Consider the following 20,222-nt stretch of genomic DNA (forward strand, 5'->3'; position numbering starts at 1 on the left):
AGACTCGTGGGTCGTCCGCCCCCATAGCTCAGCGGATAGAGCAACGGTCTTCTAAACCGTCGGTCGCAGGTTCGAGTCCTGCTGGGGGCACCTGACCTGCGTCTTTGATTGCAGAAGCCCTCGGGGGACGAGTAAACGACGACTTTTTCGAGTGAGAGTCTGCATGTAGAGCCGACGCAACGCAGCATCCGACGACAGAGCGCCGCGTTGGGCGGGCGCAGAACGGCGCCGAGGCCGTGGCCGCGACCCTGCGGCACCGTCCCGACGTGCTGGTCATCGACCTTGAGATGCCCGAGATGGACGGTCTCGAGGCTGTCGCCGCGATCCTGGCGGAGCGTCCGCAGCAACCAGCGCTGATGCTCACCCGGCACGCCGGACCTGGGGTCCTGCGCCGTGCGCTGAGGCTCGGCGTGCAGGGCTTCATGTCCATGGGAGCCGACCCGGAGGAGATGGTCGACGTGGTTACGTACATTGCACGATGGGGGCCGTTGGATCGCCCACGATGTGCTCGAAGCCTCCGTCATCGACGACTCGCCCCTCCCCGATCGTGAGGCCGATGCCCTTCGCGAGACCCGTGAGGGCCACTCGGTCCGGGAGATTGCCCGGCGACTGCACCTGGCGCCGGGCACTGTTCGCAACCATCTCTCCAGCCCAGCGCTCTGCACAAGACCGGCCCGACCACTCGGCACGACGCCGCGAGGGTGGCGCGCGACCGCGGCTGGCTTTGACCTATCGCCCGCGCGTAGAGGTCCTGGTGCTTCCACACCGTTTGCCAGGGCCCGAACCGATCACGGGGCAGATCACGCCCCGGGATCCTGGTGCGGGACCGGAAGATGATCCCCTCTCAACGATCTTCCGATTGTCCTGGAGCGGATGCCCTTTGCGCCCCGTGGTCGAGGGCACCAGCGGCTCGATCCGCCCCCACTGCTCGTCGGACAGGACCTGATGTCGAGTCGTCGCGGTCGCCAAAGATCCTGATTCGGTCGACCACAGATGACACCGTGCGTTCACTCCTCCTCAGTGCCCTCGAGGTGCTGGTAGGAAAGTAGGTACGCCTGGCGGAGTGCTTCAACCTGCGCCGGATTGTAGAGCTCGGTGACCGCTCGGGTGAGATCGCGGAGCGATTCTCCGGTACGGGCACTGAGCGGAGGGGTCCGCAGGCCCGGGCGCTCTGCGTAGATCATCTCGAGCATGGGCACCAGACGCGCGGCGACGCCGCGAATCTCATCCGGCCCCGCGTTTCCAGGGAGTTCGTCGAACTCATCGTCCGCATCCTGGTGGGCGGCGACGATCTCCTTCATGTCCTGCACGCCTCGAGCGTGGAAGAGCTGCGAGTTGATCATGACCATCGCCCGGTCGGCGGGGGTGAGCGTGCCCGCGACCTCGGTAAAGCCGGCGGGCGTGTCCGATGTGGTTCGGTGCCGGATGAGCTCGGCGATCTCAGCGCGCAAGTTCTGTTGGTGGGTGATCGACTCGGCGAGCTGAGCGTCGAGCTGGTGCAACGTCTCGGCGAATGCTGCCTCGGAGGCCTCCAGACCGGCGATCTGGGCGAGCCCCATCCCGAGGTCACGTAACCGAGCGATCTGCAGGACGCGAACGAGATGAGCTGTGCCGTACTGCCTGTAGCCGTTCGCGGCGCGTTCCGGCTCGTCGAGCAGCCCGATCTCGTGGTAATGACGGATGGTCTTGACCGTGGTCCCCCCGAGCTGGGCGAGGCGCCGGGTACTCCAGGCCATCAGTGCTCGGAGGCATCGGTCGAGGTGCAGCTGCGCATGACACCCATCTTCGAACGCCGGGCTCGGCAAGGGAAGCCGCGCAGGAGGGCGGCGCGATCCCGAGCGGCATTGACCGTGCCCCCGGGGCAGAGTTTCGACTGGCAGACACACCGCTACTCCCGGAAGGAGCTCCGATGACCGCCCTTGACCGTTTCGTCGATGTCTCCCGCCCGTTCGGTGCCCACATCGCCATGCGCTGGTGGGCACCGCTGCTGCTGACCCTCCTCGTGGTCGGCGCGACGTACATTCTGCAATTGCTGTTCCTCTCGGCCGCCGCGATCGTCGAGGTCGGACTGTGGGGGAAGGACCCGAACGATGCCACTCTCACACCCCTCACCTATCTCGCCACCAACTTCGCGATCATCCTCATCGCTCCACTGTCGCTGCTCGCATTGCGGGTGACCAGCAAGGCTCCCTGGCGCAGCGCCATAGCGCTGGACCGAAAATTCTCCTGGCGCCGCCTCAGCAGCTACACAGCTCTGTTCGCCGGGCTGATGGTCGTCCTGAACCTGCTCATCCACCTGGTCGAGCCCTCACCGGGCTCCGCCTTCGCCATCACCGGAACGACGGTCGCCCTTGTGATCATCGTTCTCCTGACGACTCCTCTCCAGGCTGCAGCCGAGGAGATCGCATTCCGCGGAGTGCTCACCGCTTCCTACGCCGCGTGGATCCGCGCGGCGCGCCCCGCGCTCGTCGTCGGGATCGGCCTCTCCACAGTTCTCTTCGCCCTGCTGCACACCAGCTCTGACCCGTGGATGCTCCTGAATTACCTCGGCCTCGGAGCGAGCACGGCACTCATCGCCCTGATCGGCCGCGGCCTCGAAGCCTCCATCGCCTTCCATGCCATGAACAACGTGTTCGCCATGGTGATCGGATCCCTCTTCGCATACGGCGGAGGTATCAGCCAGGATCGGTCAGCGGGCGCCGCCGGACCGTACATGCTGCTGTCGCTCCTCGCCCAAGCAGTCGCCGTCCTCCTGGTGTGGAGGATCGAGAAGCGGCGAGCAACTGCAGCGATGGAGGACTGACACGAGCAGATCCTCCAGGCGGCGGCATAGGGAACACTCATGATCGGGCGCGTCGGACGCCTCATCGGCTGCCCATCGCCGATCGAGGGCCGTGCCCGTGCAGCCCCATCTGCGCATGGCTGGTTGGAGACTGCAGCAGGTCCCGGGGTGCGGTGTCGAGGCCGGACAGGCATGCCTCGACCATCGCGGGCAAGGCGCGGGTGGGCCTGCACCAGGGCGTCGAGCGTCGCCCAGGTGACGGCGAGAAGGGTGAGCACCTCAGCGGCCGACGTCGTCGCCTGCGAGCTCTCACGGGTCAGCGCGGTATGGCCGATGATCTCCCCCGGCTCGACCCGACAGATTTCCCACCGGGTGGTCTCGGCATCCAGCGTCACGGGGGTGATGACCCGTCGGGCGCGGAGCCGGGATCGTGCTCGGCGGGATCGTTCCGGAGTTCGGCCCAGTGGCGCAGGCGCTCGGCGACGGCATGTTCATGGCCGTGCTCGGTGGGCTCGTAGAACGTCTGGCGGGGCATGTCGTCGGGGAAGTAGTTCTGGCCGGAGAAGCCTCGCTCGGTGTGGGGGTCGTACTCGTACCCCTTCCCGTATCCGAGGGTCTTCATCAACTGGGTCGGGGCGTTGAGGATGTGCGCCGGCGGCGCGAGCGAGCCGGTCTCCTTGGCGGCTCGCATGGCTCGATTCATACCCCGGTAGACCGCGATGGATTTCGGGGCGGTGGCGAGATAGACGACGGCTTGGGCGATCGCGAGCTCTCCTTCGGGGGAGCCGAGCCGCTCGTAGACGTCCCATGCGGCGAGTGCCTGGTGGATCGCCTGCGGGTCGGCGATGGCGATGTCCTCGTTCGCGAAGCGCACGAGCCGTCGGGCGATGTAGAGGGGGTCCTCGCCGCCGTCGAGCATCCGGGCCAGCCAGTACAGGGCCGCGTCGGGATCGGAGCCGCGCATTGCCTTGTGCAGCGCCGAGATGAGGTTGTAGTGCCCTTCCTGGGACTTGTCGTACAGCGGGGCGCGCTGCTGCACGAGCTGGGCCAGGCCCGCTGCGTCCAGCGACCCACGAACCGTCTGCAGCTGCTCGATGAGGTTGATCAGATAGCGCCCGTCGCCGTCGGCCATCGCGATCAGCGCCTGCCGGGCGTCCGCGTCCACCGGCAGCGGCGTCCCGGTCGCGTGCTCCGCTCGCTCGATGAGCGCCGTCAGAGCGGTTTCGTCGAGCCGATGGAGGACGAACACCTGGCAGCGGGAGAGCAGCGCGCCGTTGAGCTCGAAACTCGGGTTCTCGGTCGTCGCGCCGACGAGCACGATCGTGCCGTCCTCGACGTACGGCAGGAACGAGTCCTGCTGGGCCCGGTTGAATCGGTGGACCTCGTCGACGAACAGCAGCGTTCCCTGCCCCAGATCACGCCGCCGCTGCGCCGCGAGGAACACTTTCCGCAGATCACTGACGCCGGAGAACGTGGCCGAGAGCTGCTCGAACACCAGGCCGGTGCTTTCGGCGAGCAGGCGGGCGATGGTCGTCTTCCCACAGCCGGGCGGGCCCCACAGGACCATGGACACCAAGCGGCGCTCGGCGACCATCGACCCGATCGGGCCTCCGGGGGCGAGCAGATGGTCCTGGCCGACCACCTCGGTGAGAGTCTGCGGGCGCAATCTGTCCGCCAGGGGCCGCGACGACTCGTCGGCCTCGAACAGCGCCGGTGGGTCCTGGTTCACCTGTTCGTCTCCCTTCCCGCGCCGTGCACGGAGAATGCTCGTGACCTACTCGGGCCGGTCCTTCGCCGGTGCCTGATGCTCGGCGAGCCGGTAGGACTCGTGCACGAGATCCTCCACCAGAGCGGGAGTGATTCCCTCCCCTGCCGCGACGGAGATCCAGTGCTCCTTGTCCAGATAGTGCCCGCGGCTGATCGACGCGTGCTCGCGACGCAGCGCATCGCCGTCGTCGGGCTCGGCCTTGAGCGTGATGATCTCGAGCTCCGGATCGTCCTCGGTCACGATCAGGAACACCTTTCCCGTGACCTTCCACACCCGCAGATGCCGGGTGAACGGATACCCGCTGCTGGTGCCCGGCAATCCCTCCGCCGTCTCCCGCGCAACCCGCTGAACGTCCGTCCCGCCCAGGCTCATGACGTCTCCTGGGCGAGAGCATGCGGATCGACCGGCTGCTGGTCCTCGGGCAGGTACTTCTCCACCGCGAGCACAGACGACGCGACCCCGGCCGTGGTGCCCTGCATCGGCGTGCCTCCTCTGTGCGGTAGGGATACAGATCTTGAGCTGTACCGAGAGCGTGTACGTCCGATCGTCGTATCGTCGCACGCGCCGAGGTGCCTCTGGGCCCAGCTCTTCGTCTCCGAGCAGTCTCGGACCGTGATGCGCGCAAGGAATCATGCACCATCGCGGTCACGAAGAACGTCGGAAATCACCACATAAGAGACTGGGCGGAAAAATCGGACCGAACGAGCTTCATGCGAATCAGCCCCTACGATTCGGGCGTGACCCACGTGCGGCGATCATCGACGTTGAAATCGCAGCAACAATCGGCGGAATCAGGACGAACACTGAATAGAAGATAAATACCCTCCACCACAGTTGATCGAGAAACCCCTCCGCTGTCGCGGTCACCAGCGCAAGTATCAGCACAAGATAACCTGCCACTGTGACCAACGAAGCAGACCTCGGCCGCCCGGTCGCAACGCACGCGATGAAGAAAGTCATGATGACCAAGGCAGCGGCAACACCAGACAGCAAGATCGGGTATCTGTAATACACAAAGGCCATGGGGTGGCCAGTCGTGACCCAGCTGTACACGAGGCCAGCTGCAACCGCTGTCAGCAGAACGCTCGCCGCATAGTTCCTGACAACCCTGTTCATGTCTGACCAGGTACCTATTCGTTCGGGCCGCAGCTGTCCCGTGCGAACCAAGGGAAGCCTTCTGCGATGGGAGGCGATACTACCACTGAAGACTGCGCCGCCATCCGCGCCCCCTTGCAGCCCCACAGCACATCGTCGGTGCTCTCGGATGCGCGGTAGTCCTTGATCGCGCGGGTCCAGTTGATGCCGGAGCGCGGCGGCCAGGACCACAGCGCCGAGACCTTCGTAGGCACGTCGGCCCCGTACCGGGTCTCCCACTTGGCGGGGTCCTCATCGAGCATTGCCTCGGGACCGCGGAACACCGCAGAGTCCACCAGCCCCTCAGGGGTCTTCCACGCCGCGGCCACCGATGTCGTCGATGTCTGCCAGGTCGTGATGTCCGGGCCGCCCGCGGGGCCGGTGCGCACGTTGCAGACCTCGACCCCGAGTCCGTCCGGGGTCACGCGGGTCTGGCCCTTGTCGCCGGTGTCGTCCACGGGCCGCTTCGGCAGTTCGTCGATCCGCAGGCCGAGTGCGTCGCTCCAGGTGCCGGAGTAGGCCAGGAAGTCATCGATGCCCGCTTGGGGTCGACGGTGTCACCGCCCCCAAGGGACAGATCGATCAGGTTGGTCGAGGCGGTGTTGCGCTTGGCCAAAAACTCCATCAACCCGTAGGCGGCGTCCCACACGGACGCGTTGCGTGCGATGTCGCCGTCGAAGGGGCCGGTCCCGGACGGCTCACGGAGTAGTCTGGCTGCGACGTCTCGGTTCGGCCGGCTCCGCCTAGATTCCGTTCAGGGTCATCGATCGAGGTACGAGTTGAGAACGAGTTATTCGGTGTAGCACCGTGAGATCGGCGGATCTTGACTGAGGCGTCGCGAGACAGTTTTCGACCATACGCGCAGGTGACAGCCACTAAACCCCCAGTGACCTGCAGGGGCAAGACACCCCGTTCAATAATCCGTAGGTTGGAGGTTTGAGTCCTGCTGGGGGCACTGCCGTCCCCGTTCCCTCTGGAGCCGCCCACATGCTGAAGTTCCTCACGATCGGCGCGATCGCGCTGCTGCTGGTGCTCCGGCTGCTGCGCACCCGGTTCGGGGCCCGCCTGCTGGGCGTGTCCGTGCGCGTGATGACCTTCGTCTACCTCGGGGTGCTGGTGATCACGGGGATCGCTGCCGGGCTGCTGGAGCAGTGGGTGCTGCTGGGGGTCGTGGTCCTGCTGCTGGTGCTCAGCGGTCTCGAGGAGCTGCGCCGTCGCGCTCGACGGTCCACGGACGTCGCCCCCTCGCGTTCCCGGCGCTGACCTGGATCGTCCCGGACCGCGGAGAGGCCTCAGCAGGCAGGCCGGGCTCGCCGACCTGCAGGTGCTCCCAGACGGTCCCCGCGCTCGTCATCATCGCTCGGGCCTGTTCCGCGTCGACGTCCGGGAGGCGGAAGGCGCCGCTGCCGCCCGCCGACGCCGCCACGACGGTTCCCAGGCCCGCGCGCCGCTGGAACGGCGAGCGGGTGAGATTCCAGCCCAGCACGTCGTCCCGCCCCAGCACATCGGTGCGGCGGAAGAGGGATCCCTTGCGCAGCACGACGTGGCGGTCGGTCACCTGGTGCCCCAGCCCGCGGGAGTTGTCCTGGGCGAGCACAGCCGTGACCAGGCCGAGGACGACAGCAGTGAGGACCGGGATCCACCACAGGGTCGGCATGAACAGAGCAGGGATCACGGCGAGGAGGACCCCGGCCGCGGTGAGCAGCCCGGCACGCAGGAACCGCTTGCGTCGCGCTGCGGGCGGGTGGGAACGCAGAGCGTCGGGCACCGGGGCGCCGAGTATCGTTCCGGCCACCTCTGCACCGACCGTTCGGGGCGCGGCGGGCACCAGCGCCGGCGACTGTGCGTTCTGCTGATCCCCCTCCGGGGCCTTCACGCCGACGGCGATGACATCGAGCCGGGCCCCGCCCGCACGGCGCAGCCCCAGCGGCTCGTGCAGCGTCACTCCCCGCAGCCGGTCCCCGTCGAACACGGTGGACCGGCTGACGAGCAGTCCGCGCCGCAGATCGAGGGACCCGTCCTCATGCCGTCCGAGCCGGTACCCCCACCAGCCCTCGAGATAGACCGCGAGAGTGCCGATGGCCCCGATGACGATAGCGCCCACGACCAGTACCGGAAGCAGGACGACCAGAGGGATGGCTCCAGCCGACGTCCCGAGCCAGGCGATCAGCACGGGCACCGCCTGGAACCAGTCGAAGACCTGGAAGACGACGCCGTAGGCGGCCAGGCCGATCGCCCCGGTGGCCAGGGACACCGGGGCATAGCGCAGCCAGCCCCAGTCGATCCTCGCCAGAATGCCGGTCTCCGCGGTGGCCCGCTCCCCCAGCAGCTCGGTCCGCAGCGCATCGGCGACGGCGCGGTCCAGGGCCTGGAGCTGGAAGCGCTCCCCGCCCCCATCGGCGGTGGCCAGTTTGACCTCTGCGATGCCGAGTCGGCGCTGAACGAGGTCCGCGGACAGCTCGACGTTGCGGATCCGCTCCCGGGCGAGGGAGGTGCGGGAGCTTCCCAGAAACCGCACGCGCCGTTCGATCCGGGTGGCGTCCAGGCGGTATGTCGTGGTCCGCAGACGGATCCATTCCGTCGCGGCGATGAGAGCGCTGAGCACCACGACGCCGCCTCCGACCCAGAGCAGCACCCAGCCCGGACTGACGCCGACCAGCAGCAGACCGACCGCCACCACCACGCCGATGCCGAGGAGCACGGCGGTGAGAGCGAGGACGGATGCTGCGATGGTGCGCACGTCCAGGCGCTGCCACGGCACCTCGGACTCGGGGTCGTTCACGTCGCATCCTCGTCGTCGGCCTCCGTCAGCACCGTGAAGCGTTCGACGAGGTCCGTCGCGAGCTCCGCGTCCAGGGCGCTGATCCGGACCGCTCCGCGTGCGGAGGCGGTGGACACCGAGATCGTGGCCAGCCCGAAGGAGCGCTGGAGCGGCCCACGATCCAGGTCGACGGTCTGGATGCGCGACAGCGGCGCCGCCCGCCACTCCTCCCACAGCAGCCCGGTACGGCTGTAGAGCGCGTCGTCGGTCGCCTCCCAGCGGTGGATCCGCCACCGCACCCGGGGCACGACGAGGCTGGCCGCGATGCCGAGCAGCAACAGGACGAGCGCGGGGATCAGCAGCCACCAGCGGGCCGAGTCGATGAGGAACCCGAGCACGGCGAGCACCACCACCGGCAGGGCACACCACAGAGCGGTCTGCACGGTCCACCAGGGACGGCACCGCGGATCGATCCGGTGCCGCGGTGGGCGCAGGGCGAAGCCGGCGGACGGGGACTCGTCGGCGCCGAGCGCAGGGCCTGGGTCGGGGGCGGCGGGAGAAGACATCACGGTCTCTCGATCGTCGGAAGGTCGGTGGACCGGGCGATGACCCACCGTATCGTCGGCCCTGCGCCCGGACCAGAGAAATTCCTGCCGGGCGGCCTCTGAGGTCCCGCGCCCTCAGAGGTCGCGGCCGTGCCGCGAAGAGGCCTCGTTCCAGGCGACGACCCAGTCCGGCACCTGCACGTCCTCCGGGACCGGGCCGACGAGTTCCAGCACGTCGTCGATGTCGACCGAACCCCCCGTGCGCCGCAGGAAGCGGGCCCGGATGATCGCGTCGGCGCAGACCGTGTCACCGACGCGGAAGACCTGCTCCATGTAGATCCAGCGGTCGTCGTGCCCGAGCACCCGGGACGAGAGGTCGAAGCGCTGTCCCAGCGTCAGCGACCGCCGATAGGTGATCGACTGCCCGGCGACCACCGGGAACCAGCCCTTCTCGGTCACCCGCTTCCAGAAGCCCGACCGGAGCATGAGGTCCATCCGCCCCAGGTCCATCAGCGTCAGATAGCGGCCGTTGTTCATGTGCCGCTGCACGTCGAGATCGAGAGGGTTCACGCGGAAGCGGACGTGGGAGGTGTCCCACATGGTCAGCCGGCTGCGGAAGCGCACCCGGATCATGAAGACCAGCAGGCGGAAGTACAGGTTCACGTCGGCTCCTCCCCGAGCATAGGTGACTCCATGGTAATCACTGTCGTGGCAGGAGGGGCGCTCGGACGACGCATCTGCACGGGACGCGGCCTTGTCGATCACGGGTAGCTCGCCAGGCCGTCGGCTCTGGAGTCGGACCGGGACGACGACTTCCTGGGAGCTGTCGCGATACTGTGGTCCGGTGACTTCCAGCTCTTCCCGCGCCCCCAACGACCGCATCATCTGGGTCGACTGCGAGATGACCGGCCTCGACAAGCAGCGCGATGCGCTCGTCGAGATCGCGGTGCTCGTGACCGACGCCGATCTGAACGTCCTCGGAGACGGCGTCGATGTCGTCATCAAACCACCGGCCCAGTCGCTGGAGGGCATGGATCCTTTCGTGGTGAACATGCACACCGTCTCCGGCCTCCTCGAGGAGCTCGACGACGGCATGACCCTCGAGCAGGCGCAGGAGCTGTGCCTGCAGTACGTGCGCGAGTTCTGCCCCGAGCCGGGCAAGGCTCCGCTGGCGGGCAACAGCGTCGGCACCGACCGGGTGTTCCTGGACCGGGACGTCCCCGAGTTCGCGTCCTGGCTGTCCTACCGCACCATCGACGTCTCCAGCCTCAAGGAGCTCGCCAAGCGCTGGTTCCCCCGGGTGTACTACAACATCCCCGCCAAGCACGGCGGCCACCGGGCCCTCGCCGACATCCGCGAGTCCATCCAGGAGCTGAAGTACTACCGAGAGGTGCTGCTGATCGACGAGCCCGGCCCCACCACCGCCCAGGCGCAGACCGCTTCGCGCACCTTCGAGCTCTCCGCCGAGCCGACTCCCGGGGCCGACGTCCCCGCCCCGGGTCCGCACGTGCCCTGGCTGGACCGCGCCTCGCACCGCAGCTGGCTCGAGGGGGAGGGCGATGAGCTGCTGGTGTTCGGCTCCGAGTCCGTCCGCGAGGACGGCGGGTTCGCCTGGCTCGACGAGAACGGCGCCCCGGATCTCTCGCGCCCCTCCGAGCTGTGGATCACCTGCCGGATGACGCACAGCTTCGCCCTCGGTCATCTGCTCGGCCGCCCCGACTTCGGGCGCTTCGCCGATCACGGCATCGCCTCGCTGCGGGGCGTGTTCCACGACGACGAGAACGGCGGCTGGTTCGCCTCGGTCGCGGCGGGCAAGCCGGTCGACGACTCGAAGCAGGCCTATGCGCACGCCTTCGTCGTGCTCGCAGCCTCCTCCGCCGTCGCCGCCGGGCGTCCGGGCGCCGCCGAGCTGCTCGACGAGGCGCTGACGGTGCTGGATGAGAAGTTCTTCGACGAGGACGCCGCGATGAGCGTGGACACCTTCGACCGCGCCTTCGGCGTGTGCGAAGAGTACCGCGGGATCAACGCCAACATGCACACGGTCGAGGCCCTGCTGGCCGCGGCCGACGTGACCGGGCAGCGGCGCTGGCTGGATCGCGCGGTGGGCATCATGACCCGGGCGATCGACGAGTTCGCGCGCGGCAATGACTGGGCGCTGCCGGAGCACTACGACACCTCCTGGACCCCGCTGCTGGACTACAACCGCGACGAGCCCAACCATCCCTTCCGCCCCTACGGCGCCACCATCGGGCACTGGATCGAGTGGGCCCGCCTGGTGCTGCACGGTCGGGCCGCGCTGATCACCGCCGAGGGCGAGGCCCCCGAGTGGATGCTCGAGGCGGCCACCGCCCTGATGGAGAAGGCCGCGGCGAGCTTCGGGGCCGACGGCGAGCCCGGTTTCGTCTACACCGTGGACTGGGACGGCACTCCCGTGGCGCGCGAGCGCATGCACTGGGTCGCGGCCGAGGCCGTCGGCGCGGCCGCGGTGATGCACCAGGTGACCGGCGATCGGGTCTGGGCCGAGCGCTACGAGCAGTGGTGGGAGTACATCTCCACCTACCTGCTGGATCCCGAGACGGGCTCCTGGTTCCACGAGCTCGACGCGGACAACGAGCCGCAGGGCGTGACCTGGCCGGGCAAGCCGGACATCTACCACGCCTTCCAGGCGACGCTCATCCCGCGTCTGCCCGTGGCGCCGACGCTGGCCGCGGCGCTGCGCGACGGGCTGCTCGACCGGGATCTCTGAGCCGGCCGACCTGCCGCGGGGTGCTGAGGAGCGTAAGTCAGCTCTCGAGGCGGTCGACCGCGGTCTCGAGCCGCTCGACCTTGCCCTCGATCTCCCCGTCGTGCCCGGGACGGATGTCCGCCTTGAGCACGAGGGAGACGCGGGAGCCGTAGCGCGCCGCCTCGGCGGTGGCGCGCTTGACGACGTCCATGACCTCGTCCCACTCCCCCTCGACCTCGGTGAACATCGCCGAGGTGCGGGTGGGCAGGCCGGAGTCGCGCACGATGCGCACGGCGGCGGCGACCGCGTCGTGGACGCTCGCGGCATCGGCCCCGTCACCGAGGGTGCGCACGAGCGCGGGGTCCGAGGGCCGACCGGTGGGCTGGATGGAGAATGCAACGATCATGGAACCAGTGTCCACCTTCGGAGCAGATGCAACACGTCTCACACTCTCCCCGGGCGCTCCCGAGACGAGAACTCCCTGCGGAGCCGGTATGCTTGTCTCTCGTTGCGGGTCGCGATCCGCACATGGTGGTCGTAGCTCAGTTGGTAGAGCTCCTGGTTGTGGTCCAGGCGGTCGCGGGTTCAAATCCCGTCGATCACCCTCTGTGATGTCTCAGGACATCGTGAACGGGTGAACCTCAGATCGAAGGGGTTCACCCGTTTTTTTTCATGGGTGGATCCGGGGTCGAAGGCGTGTCCGGCGATGACCGCGCCGGACTCGATGCCTTCCGGGACCGCGCGCTCGTCTCGATGCCTTCCGGGACCGCGCGCTCGTCTCGATGCCTTCCGGGACCGCGCGCTCGTCTCCCACTCCTCCTGGTCACGGCTCATGCCAGATGATGGGCTCCGGCCACTTCGCCGTCAGCGAGTCGCCCGACGAGACACCGCGGACCCGGCGGCGGACCCAGGGCAGCACGTGGATGCGCGCCCAGTGGGCGTCCGCCCGGGCCCGGGCGAGGCGAGCCGGTGCGGCCGTGAGCTCCCCGGACGCGGAGCCGTCGTCCTCCTCGTCGTCGGGGTCCAGGCCGAGCGCCACGAGTGCGGCATCGGTGACACGGCGGTGGCCCTCCGGGGTCAGGTGCAGCCGGTCATCGGCCCACATCCGCGGTGAGGCGATCGACTCCATCCCCCACAGGTCCAGCACGTATGCCCCGTGCTTGCGGGCGATCGACCAGAGGCTCGAGTTGTACGCGCCGGTGCGTCCGCGGGTGAGCGACATCGGTCCGCTCCCTTTGAAGCCGGCGGCAAGAAGCACGTCAGTCCCCGCGGCGCGGAGGGTGCCCACCGCGTCGTCGATCCTCTCGGTGAGATGCTCGAGATCCGCGTGGGGACGCAGCAGATCGTTGCCGCCGCCCACGAGGGACACCAGGTCGGGAGCGGTTGAGAGCGCGAGGGGCAGCTGCTGATCGAGGATCTGGCCCAGGAGCCGGCCTCGGATCGCCAGGTTCGCGTACTCCAGCGCTCTCTGCCCTGCCGCGATCCGTCGTCGTGAGAGAGCATCCGCAAGCCGATCGGCCCAACCGCGCTGAGTGGCCGCGGACGCGGTGCCCGCCGGCGCCGACGAGCCGTCGGGATACGGGTACGGATCCCAGAGGCCCTCGGTGAAGGAATCACCGAGAGCGATGTACCGCGTCCAGCACGGCGCATCTCTCCCGGAGCCGGTGTGCGACGTCGCGGCGGGAGCCGGAACGCGCGGGGCGGGGGCAGCGGGCAGGTCGGGGTCGTACGACATGGTCCCTCCGGTGACGCCGAGAAGCGAGGACCGGACAAGAGTGGCACGTTCCGGCCGTGACATCACGGTGTTCGCCGACCTACCGGTCCGAGCGCGCGGCCCTGCAGGAGGCCGGAACACGCCGACGAGCTCCGCCGGCCCGACCCGTCCTCCGGATGTCCGCGGACCCGACGAACTGCCGCTCACCCGACCCGCTCTTGCGGCCTCCCGCGCCGTCGCGCAGGCTGGTGCCATGATCATCGATGAGCTGCTCGCCCTCGAGCACCGCGGCTGGGACTCGCTCTGCGACGGCACCGGAGACGACGTCTACGGTCGCCTCCTCACCGCCGACGGCGTCATGGTCCTCGCCCACGGGATGGTGTTCGACCGCCCGACAGTCATCGCATCCCTGGCCGAGGCCCCGCCCTGGCAGCGGTACGAGATCCGCGATGCGCGCCTGATCGAGATCGACGCGGCCACGGCGATCCTCGTCTACACCGGGATCGCCTCCCGGGACGAGGACGAGCAGCCCTTCCGGGCCCTCATGTCCAGCACGTACACGCGCCGCGACGGTCAGTGGCGGCTCGCGCTCTATCAGCAGACGCCGATCCCCGCCGACCCCGGGGAGGGGGCATGAGCGACGAGGCCACCGTGCGGCGCCTGGCGACGGCTCTCCCCCGCGTCACCGAGAAGCCCTCCTACGGCACTCCCGCGTTTTACGCGGCCGGGAAGATCTTCGCCCGGATGCACGAGCAGCCCGGCGTGCTGATCTGCTGGCGGGCGGACCTCACCGAGCGCGAGGCGCTGCTGGCCGCGGATCCGCAGCGCTTCTTCACCACGGACCACTACCGTGGGCACGCCAGCGTGCTGGTGCGCCTGGAGCAGATCGACGAGACCGAGCTGGCCGAGCTGCTGGCCGAGGCCTGGGAGGCGCGCACCGGACGGCGCGCGCCGGAGCCGGGGGCCGACCCGGGCGTGTGATCCCCGGCGGGCACGAGCGCGTCATCCCCGCTGCGACGGGGACCAGGCGCCCGCGCCGCACCGCTCCCCGGGGATCCGGCGAGGTCTCCGCCTGCACCACCCATGGTCAAACGCCCCGCACGGGGATACCGTGAGGAGGCCCAGGTGAGTTCGGGAGGACGCCATGGCACAGTTGCCGGATCGTGCAGACATCGTCGTCATCGGAGCCGGGGTGGTCGGCAATGCCGCCGTCAGCCACCTGGCCGATCTGGGATGGCGCAGCATCGTCCAGATCGACAAGGGACCTCTGCCGGATCCGGGCGGCTCGACGGGCCACGCCTCGAACTTCGTCTTCCCCGTCGACCACTCCAAGGAGATCACCGACCTCACGGTGGACTCCCTGCGCCAGTACGACGAGCTCGGTGTGCTCTCGCTGTGCGGCGGCATCGAGGTCGCCCGCAGCCCGGAGCGGATGCAGGAGCTGACGCGACGGATGACGTCGGCCCGGGCCTGGGGCGTCGAGGCGCACCTCATCTCCCCCGCCGAGATCCAGCAGCTCGTGCCGTACTGCGATGCGCGCCTGCTGCTCGGCGGCTTCCACACCCCGACCGGCGCGATCGTCGACCCGATCCGGGCCGGAGAGCTCATGCGCGAGCGCGCCGAGTCCGTCGGCGCGCTGACCACCTGCGCCGAGACCGAGGTGCTCGACCTGGAGGTCGAGCACGGACGCATCCGCCGCGTGGTCACCGATGCCGGTCGGATCGAGGCGGAGACCGTGATCATCGCCTGCGGCGTGTGGAGCCCGCGCATCGCCGCCCTGGCCGGGGCGGCGATCCCCCTGACCCCGGCGGTCCACCAGATGATCGACGTCGGCCCGATCCCGCAGCTGGAGCAGACCGATCAGTGGATCAGCTTCCCGCTGCTGCGCGACATGGACTCCCTGATGTACGAGCGCCAGCGCGGGCCCGACCTCGAGATCGGCTCCTATGCGCACCGGCCCCTGCTGCACCACCCCGACGAGATCCCGCCGGTGGGCGACCACCCCGGGCAGGCCACGCCGACCAGCTTCCCCTTCACCGAGGACGACTTCACGCTGCAGATGCAGCAGGCCCAGCAGATGTTCCCGGAGCTGCTCACCGATCCCGAGCCGCCCCGGACGGCGGCGCTGAACGGCCTGCTCTCGCTGACCCCCGACGGCGGGGCGCTGATCGGCGAGACGCCGGAGGTGGCCGGGCTGTGGTCGGCCGCCGCGGTCTGGATCAAGGAGGCCGCCGGCGTCGGACGGATGCTCGCCGAGCTGATCACCGACGGGACCAGCGAGATCGACCCGCACGGCTCCGACATCGCCCGCTTCGCCCCGGCCCAGCGCACCTCCTCCCATGTGCTCTCCCGCGCCGCGGAGGGCTTCCCGAAGATCTACGGGATCACCCACCCGCGCGAGCAGTGGCTCTCGGACCGCCCCCTGCGCACCAGCCCCTTCCATCCGCGCACCGAGGTGCTGGGTGCGCGGTACTTCGAGGCCGCCGGGTGGGAGCGCCCGCAGTGGTACGAAGCCAATGCCGACCTGCTCCAGGAGTACGGCGACCAGGTCGATCGGCGCACGGCCGAATGGGACCGGCGCTGGTGGTCGCCGATCATCGAGGCCGAGCACCGGGCGATGCGGGACCGGGTCGCGATGGTCGACCTCGGCGCCTTCGCGATCTTCGACATCCACGGTCCCGGAGCGGTGGATTATCTCGAGCAGCTGGCCGTGGCCCGCATCGACGTGCGCGTCGGCCGGGTGGTCTACACGCCGCTGCTGACCCCGGCGGGGACCTTCCGCTCGGACCTGACGATCGTGCGCCGCGGCGAGGAGGACTTCCGGGTCATCACCGGCGGCGCCGAGGGAGCGCGGGACCTGACCTGGTTCCGCGGCCACCTGCCCGCGGACGGCTCGGTGCAGCTGACCGACGCCACCTCGGCCGTGACCACCCTGGGGCTGTGGGGGCCGCGGGCCCGCGACCTGCTGGAGCGCGTCACCGAGCACGACCTGGCCTCCGAGGCCTTCGGCTTCGGCACCGCGCAGGACGTGCAGATCGGCTCGGTGCCCGCCTCCCTGCTGCGGATCTCCTACGTCGGCGAGCTCGGCTGGGAGATCCACCTGCCCGTCGAGCACGGCCTGCGGGTGTGGGACCTGCTCTGGGGCAGCGGCCAGGACCTGGGGCTGGTCGCCGCCGGCATCGGCGTCTACGGCACCACGGGCCGGCTCGAGAAGGGCTACCGCCTGATGGGCGCCGAGCTGAACGCCGAGTACGACCCCGTGGAGGCCGATCTCGCCCTGCCGAAGGTCAAGACGCACGACTTCGTCGGCAAGCAGGCCTACCTCGCCGCCCGGGCCGCGGACCCGGCAGCCCTCCTGTGCACGGTGGCTCTCGACCCCGTCGCCGACGACACCGAGCCCCGCTGCCCGACCGGCGGCGAACCGGTCCTGACCCCCGACGGCGAGCCGATCCTCGACGCGAAGGGTCGGCGCTCCTACGTCACCTCGGCCGGACCGGCCCCGTCGCTGGGGTGCTACCTGCTGATGGTGTACCTGCCCGCGCAGCACGCCGTCGAGGGCACGGCGCTGCAGGTCGAGTACCTCGGGCGACGTCTCCCCCTCACCGTGCTGACCGTCGGGCGCACGCCCGCCTTCGACCCGCAGGACCTGCGGATGAAGGGATGAGGGGCCGCGTGCTCAACCGGTGACGTCGGCGCGATATCCGAGCCGCTGCGAGATCGTCTCGCCCTCCCGGACAAGCACCTCCGCGACCCCCGGCAGATCCTCGGGAGCCAGACGGTAGGCAGGACCGGCGACCGACAGCGCCGCGATGACGCCCCCCTCCGGCCCTCGGATCGGGGAGGCCACGGCGTTCAGCCCCTCCTCGAACTCCTCGACCACCGCGGCCCAGCCCCGCTCGCGCGCCTCGTCGAACTGCCGGCGCAGCGCGTCGGCATCTATCACGGTGGCCGCGGTGAACCGTTCCCGCGGCGCTTCCAGCACGGCATCGCGATCGGCGGCGCTCAGGTGTGCCATGAGCATCTTCCCGCTCGACGTGGCGTGCAGGACCGTCCGGTTCCCCACCCAGTTGTGCAGGGCGACGGTCCGGGTGCCTTGCGCCTGGTACACGTTGACCGCGGCGCCCTCGCGCAGGATCGCGACGTTGACGGTCTCCCCGAGCTGCTCCGCCAGCGCATCGCACACAGGTCCTGCCTCGGCGGTCAGATCGAGATTCGAGCGGGTGGCCGCCGCCAGACGCAGCACCCCCATCCCGAGCCGCACCTTGCCGGAGACGCCGTCGCGTTCGACGAGGTCATGATCCTCCAGCGCCGCGATCAGCCGGGAGGCGGTCGAGCCGTGGACCTCCAGCTCCCGCGCGACCTCGCCGACGCCCGCCGCGCCCTCGCGGGCGAGGATCTCCAGCACCCGTGCCGCCCTGTCCACCGACTGCACCGAACCATTCGTGACCATCCTCCGATACTACCCGCAGAACCTCGTGCTTTGCGCACGACGCAACCCATTGCGTATTACGCGCACAGATGGGAAAGTGGAGTACGGACACGACGTTGGAGGCCATGATGGCTGTGAACCAGAATCCCCACGTACTTCTCTACCCGCGCATCCGCAAGTCGCCGTTCTTCTACGCCTCCCGGCGTCACGGCGTGCAGATGTACAGCGTGTACAACCACACGTACCACCCCCGGCACTACGGCGACCCGGTCGCCGAGTACTGGGCGCTGCTGGAGGGCGTCACCCTCTGGGACGTCGGCGTCGAACGGCAGATCCAGATCTCCGGACCGGACGCCTTCGACTTCACCAACCTGCTGGTCACCCGCGATCTGAGCAGGTGCAAGGTCGGTCAGTGCAAGTACGTCTTCCTCACCGACCAGCATGGTGGGATCCTCAACGACCCGGTCCTGCTGCGCCTGGAGGAGAACCGCTTCTGGCTCTCCCTGGCCGACAGCGACATCCTGCTGTGGGCCCGCGGCGTCGCCACCTACGCCGGGATGGACGTCGACATCCGGGAGATCGACGTCGGCCCGGTGCAGGTCCAGGGCCCCAAGTCCTACGCCGTCATGCGGGACCTGCTCGGCGATTCGGTGGCGGACATCCGCTACTACTACCTGCACGACTTCACGATCGACGGGATCGACGTGACCGTCTCGCGCACCGGCTACACCGGGGAGATCGGCTACGAGATCTACGTCCACAACGCCTCCCGCGACGCCGCACGGCTGTGGGAGCTGGTGTGGGAGGCCGGGCAGCCGCACGGGCTGAAGGTCATCGGGCCGTGCCACATCCGCCGGATCGAAGGCGGCATGCTCGCCCACGGGGCGGACATCACGGTCGACACCAACCCCTTCGAAGTCGGGATGGGCTACGACTGGATGGTGGATCTGCGTCAGGAGGCCGACTTCATCGGCAAGGAAGCGCTGCGCCGGATCAAGGCGGAGGGCCCGCGCCGCAAGCTGGTCGGTCTCGAGATCGGCGGGGCGCGGCTGGGCAGCTACAACGACGGCTCCATGATCGACGCCTTCCCCGTCCACCACGACGGGTCGGTGATCGGTCAGGTCACCTCGGCGTGCTGGTCCCCCCGCCTGGAGAAGAACATCGGCCTGGCCCTCGTGCCGACCGAGTTCTCCGCCGTGGGCACGGCCGTCACGGTCGACACGGGCGAACGGCCGGGGACCCTGCTGCCCTCCGGCGAGGAGCTCGTCGACGCCGTGGTGGTCCCCAAGCCCTTCATCGATCCCACGAAGGAGCAGCCCAAGGGAGATGTGACGGCCCTGGCCGCAGCCGGTTCCGCGGGCATCGCCGGGGCGTGAGGTGAGCTCCCGCGGAGCGGACGTCGCGGACCCCGTCCCGGCGGGCCCGGGCGCGGCGCAGTTCGAGGTGCTCCCGCTGCGGGGGATCACGGACCGTGTCGGCGCCCACCTCTCGCCGGGGGTGCGCGTGACCGTGACCGCCTCCCCGGCGCACGGCCTGGAGGCCACGCTCGCAGTGGCGTGCGAGCTGGCGGGCCGAGGCTTCACAGCGGTCCCCCACCTCCCGGCGCGCCAGATCCGGGACCAGCAGGAGGTGCGGGAGATCCTGGAGCGGCTCGAGAGCGCCGGGATCCACGAGGTGTTCGTCATCGCCGGCGACGCGCCGCGACCTGCCGGGGACTTCGAGGGCTCGCTGCCCCTGGTGGAGCTCCTCGCCGCCGAGGCCCCCGATCTCACGATCGGGGTGGGCGCGCACCCGGAGGGCCATCCGTTCGTCGACGAGCGCGAGGCGATGCGACTGCTGCGCGCGAAGGCGGAGCACGCCTCCTATCTCGTGACCCAGATGTGCTTCGAGGCGGTCCCGCTGCTGGCCTGGATGCGCGGGCTCCGAGCTTCCGGTATCGCTCTGCCGGTGCGCCCGGGCATCGCCGCCCCCGTGGGCACCGCGCGGCTGCTCCGGATCGGGGCGCGCATCGGGGTGGGCCGCTCGCTGCGGATGCTCGGCGGCGAGGGATCGGGGATGCGACGACTCGTCGGCCCGGGCTCCTGGGATCCCGGCGCCCTGCTGGAGGACCTCGATCAGGCCCGGGAGGAGCCGGGGCTCGCGCTGGCCGGGCCGCACGTGTACACCTTCAACGACCTGGAGGCGGCGGCACGCTGGCGAACAGGCGCGTGAGCACGGCTCGAGGGCGGATCGAGGGCGCGGATCGCGGGCGTAGCCTGACCCGATCGACGGTCGGATCGCGGGCGGTGTCCAGGACGTTCCGCTCCCCCTCAGAGAGATCTGGCATCGTCGAGGGCCCGGATCTCTCCTCGAAGGGGCAGCACC

19 protein-coding genes, 2 tRNA genes and 2 pseudogenes are annotated in these 20,222 nt (G+C 69.5%); 12 read left to right on the top strand and 11 right to left on the bottom strand.

Annotated features, from left to right (window positions below; all coding sequences use genetic code 11):
* Window positions 1-17 precede the first annotated feature (17 nt).
* The 3 genes and pseudogenes from JOF44_RS04950 (at window position 18) to JOF44_RS20615 (ending at window position 837) form a co-directional block, all read left to right on the top strand.
* A tRNA-Arg gene (locus JOF44_RS04950) sits at window positions 18-90 on the top strand.
* A gap of 125 nt (window positions 91-215) precedes the next feature.
* Window positions 216-551 (top strand): annotated as a pseudogene (locus tag JOF44_RS20610) (response regulator); the annotation flags it as partial.
* Window positions 505-837 (top strand): LuxR C-terminal-related transcriptional regulator, encoded by a 333-nt coding sequence (locus tag JOF44_RS20615; RefSeq protein ID WP_342591669.1) that lies wholly within the window; start codon window positions 505-507, stop codon window positions 835-837. The pseudogene JOF44_RS20610 and the gene JOF44_RS20615, both read left to right, overlap by 47 nt.
* Here the strand turns inward: JOF44_RS20615 and JOF44_RS04960 are convergent.
* Both JOF44_RS04960 and JOF44_RS04965 read right to left on the bottom strand, forming a co-directional pair.
* Window positions 737-969: pseudogene (locus JOF44_RS04960) on the bottom strand (transposase); the annotation flags it as partial. The gene JOF44_RS20615 and the pseudogene JOF44_RS04960 sit on opposite strands and share 101 nt — an antisense overlap.
* A 38-nt stretch (window positions 970-1,007) precedes the next feature.
* Complete coding sequence (locus JOF44_RS04965; protein ID WP_209888048.1) at window positions 1,008-1,805, bottom strand: helix-turn-helix domain-containing protein; 798 nt, start codon at window positions 1,803-1,805, stop codon at window positions 1,008-1,010.
* A 104-nt stretch (window positions 1,806-1,909) separates the two neighbouring features.
* On the opposite strand from JOF44_RS04965, the gene JOF44_RS04970 reads away from it, so the two are divergent.
* Window positions 1,910-2,803, top strand: coding sequence for a CPBP family intramembrane glutamic endopeptidase (locus tag JOF44_RS04970; RefSeq protein WP_209888051.1), 894 nt, complete (start codon window positions 1,910-1,912; stop codon window positions 2,801-2,803).
* 370 nt (window positions 2,804-3,173) lie between these two features.
* On the opposite strand, the gene JOF44_RS04975 is transcribed toward JOF44_RS04970, so the two are convergent.
* From JOF44_RS04975 to JOF44_RS04985, 3 genes are all read right to left on the bottom strand, one after another.
* Entirely contained in the window at window positions 3,174-4,511 is a 1,338-nt protein-coding gene (locus tag JOF44_RS04975; RefSeq protein WP_342591670.1) for a replication-associated recombination protein A, read from the bottom strand.
* Between the two features lie 45 nt (window positions 4,512-4,556).
* Window positions 4,557-4,922, bottom strand: a complete 366-nt coding sequence (locus tag JOF44_RS04980) for an MmcQ/YjbR family DNA-binding protein (RefSeq protein ID WP_209888054.1) — start codon at window positions 4,920-4,922, stop codon at window positions 4,557-4,559.
* 758 nt (window positions 4,923-5,680) lie between these two features.
* Complete coding sequence (locus JOF44_RS04985) at window positions 5,681-6,142, bottom strand: hypothetical protein (protein ID WP_209888057.1); 462 nt, start codon at window positions 6,140-6,142, stop codon at window positions 5,681-5,683.
* 529 nt (window positions 6,143-6,671) lie between these two features.
* Here JOF44_RS04985 and JOF44_RS04990 point away from each other — a divergent pair.
* Entirely contained in the window at window positions 6,672-6,947 is a 276-nt protein-coding gene (locus JOF44_RS04990; RefSeq protein WP_209888060.1) for a hypothetical protein, read from the top strand.
* Here JOF44_RS04990 and JOF44_RS04995 read toward each other — a convergent pair.
* The 3 genes from JOF44_RS04995 to JOF44_RS05005 all read right to left on the bottom strand — a co-directional run bounded on the left by JOF44_RS04995 (window position 6,874) and on the right by JOF44_RS05005 (window position 9,653).
* Window positions 6,874-8,466, bottom strand: coding sequence for a PH domain-containing protein (locus JOF44_RS04995; protein ID WP_209888063.1), 1,593 nt, complete (start codon window positions 8,464-8,466; stop codon window positions 6,874-6,876). The two genes, JOF44_RS04990 and JOF44_RS04995, sit on opposite strands and share 74 nt — an antisense overlap.
* Entirely contained in the window at window positions 8,463-9,011 is a 549-nt protein-coding gene (locus tag JOF44_RS05000) for a PH domain-containing protein (protein ID WP_209888066.1), read from the bottom strand. The genes JOF44_RS04995 and JOF44_RS05000 overlap by 4 nt, the downstream gene beginning before the upstream one ends.
* Window positions 9,012-9,125: 114 nt before the next feature.
* Complete coding sequence (locus JOF44_RS05005) at window positions 9,126-9,653, bottom strand: acyl-CoA thioesterase (RefSeq protein WP_209888069.1); 528 nt, start codon at window positions 9,651-9,653, stop codon at window positions 9,126-9,128.
* Between the two features lie 181 nt (window positions 9,654-9,834).
* On the opposite strand from JOF44_RS05005, the gene orn reads away from it, so the two are divergent.
* On the top strand, window positions 9,835-11,736 hold the full coding sequence (orn, locus tag JOF44_RS05010) for an oligoribonuclease (protein WP_209888072.1): 1,902 nt from the start codon (window positions 9,835-9,837) through the stop codon (window positions 11,734-11,736).
* A gap of 37 nt (window positions 11,737-11,773) precedes the next feature.
* Here the strand turns inward: orn and JOF44_RS05015 are convergent, their stop codons facing one another.
* Window positions 11,774-12,121 (bottom strand): thiamine-binding protein, encoded by a 348-nt coding sequence (locus JOF44_RS05015; RefSeq protein WP_209888075.1) that lies wholly within the window; start codon window positions 12,119-12,121, stop codon window positions 11,774-11,776.
* A gap of 125 nt (window positions 12,122-12,246) precedes the next feature.
* On the opposite strand from JOF44_RS05015, the gene JOF44_RS05020 reads away from it, so the two are divergent.
* Window positions 12,247-12,319, top strand: a tRNA-His gene (locus JOF44_RS05020).
* 219 nt (window positions 12,320-12,538) lie between these two features.
* On the opposite strand, the gene JOF44_RS05025 is transcribed toward JOF44_RS05020, so the two are convergent.
* Complete coding sequence (locus tag JOF44_RS05025) at window positions 12,539-13,450, bottom strand: SGNH/GDSL hydrolase family protein (RefSeq protein ID WP_209888078.1); 912 nt, start codon at window positions 13,448-13,450, stop codon at window positions 12,539-12,541.
* A 232-nt stretch (window positions 13,451-13,682) separates the two neighbouring features.
* Here JOF44_RS05025 and JOF44_RS05030 point away from each other — a divergent pair, with 232 nt between their 5' ends.
* The 3 genes from JOF44_RS05030 (at window position 13,683) to JOF44_RS05040 (ending at window position 17,093) form a co-directional block, all read left to right on the top strand.
* Entirely contained in the window at window positions 13,683-14,066 is a 384-nt protein-coding gene (locus JOF44_RS05030) for a nuclear transport factor 2 family protein (protein ID WP_209888081.1), read from the top strand.
* Window positions 14,063-14,410, top strand: coding sequence for an MmcQ/YjbR family DNA-binding protein (locus tag JOF44_RS05035; RefSeq protein WP_209888084.1), 348 nt, complete (start codon window positions 14,063-14,065; stop codon window positions 14,408-14,410). Before JOF44_RS05030 ends, JOF44_RS05035 begins: the two co-directional genes overlap by 4 nt.
* 163 nt (window positions 14,411-14,573) lie before the next feature.
* Entirely contained in the window at window positions 14,574-17,093 is a 2,520-nt protein-coding gene (locus tag JOF44_RS05040; protein ID WP_209888087.1) for a GcvT family protein, read from the top strand.
* Window positions 17,094-17,105: 12 nt separating this feature from the next.
* On the opposite strand, the gene JOF44_RS05045 is transcribed toward JOF44_RS05040, so the two are convergent.
* Window positions 17,106-17,879: an IclR family transcriptional regulator gene (locus JOF44_RS05045; protein WP_209888090.1), complete on the bottom strand. Its 774-nt coding sequence runs from the start codon at window positions 17,877-17,879 to the stop codon at window positions 17,106-17,108.
* Window positions 17,880-17,986: 107 nt separating this feature from the next.
* Here JOF44_RS05045 and JOF44_RS05050 point away from each other — a divergent pair, with 107 nt between their 5' ends.
* Together JOF44_RS05050 and JOF44_RS05055 are read left to right on the top strand one after the other, a co-directional pair.
* The gene (locus JOF44_RS05050; RefSeq protein WP_209888093.1) at window positions 17,987-19,234 is read left to right on the top strand and encodes a glycine cleavage T C-terminal barrel domain-containing protein; all 1,248 of its coding nucleotides are present in this window, start codon (window positions 17,987-17,989) and stop codon (window positions 19,232-19,234) included.
* A 1-nt stretch (window position 19,235) separates the two neighbouring features.
* Entirely contained in the window at window positions 19,236-20,069 is an 834-nt protein-coding gene (locus JOF44_RS05055) for a methylenetetrahydrofolate reductase (protein ID WP_209888096.1), read from the top strand.
* The last annotated feature ends 153 nt before the right edge of the window (window positions 20,070-20,222 follow it).

The organism is Brachybacterium fresconis (assembly GCF_017876515.1).
In the GTDB taxonomy this organism is placed as follows: domain Bacteria; phylum Actinomycetota; class Actinomycetes; order Actinomycetales; family Dermabacteraceae; genus Brachybacterium; species Brachybacterium fresconis.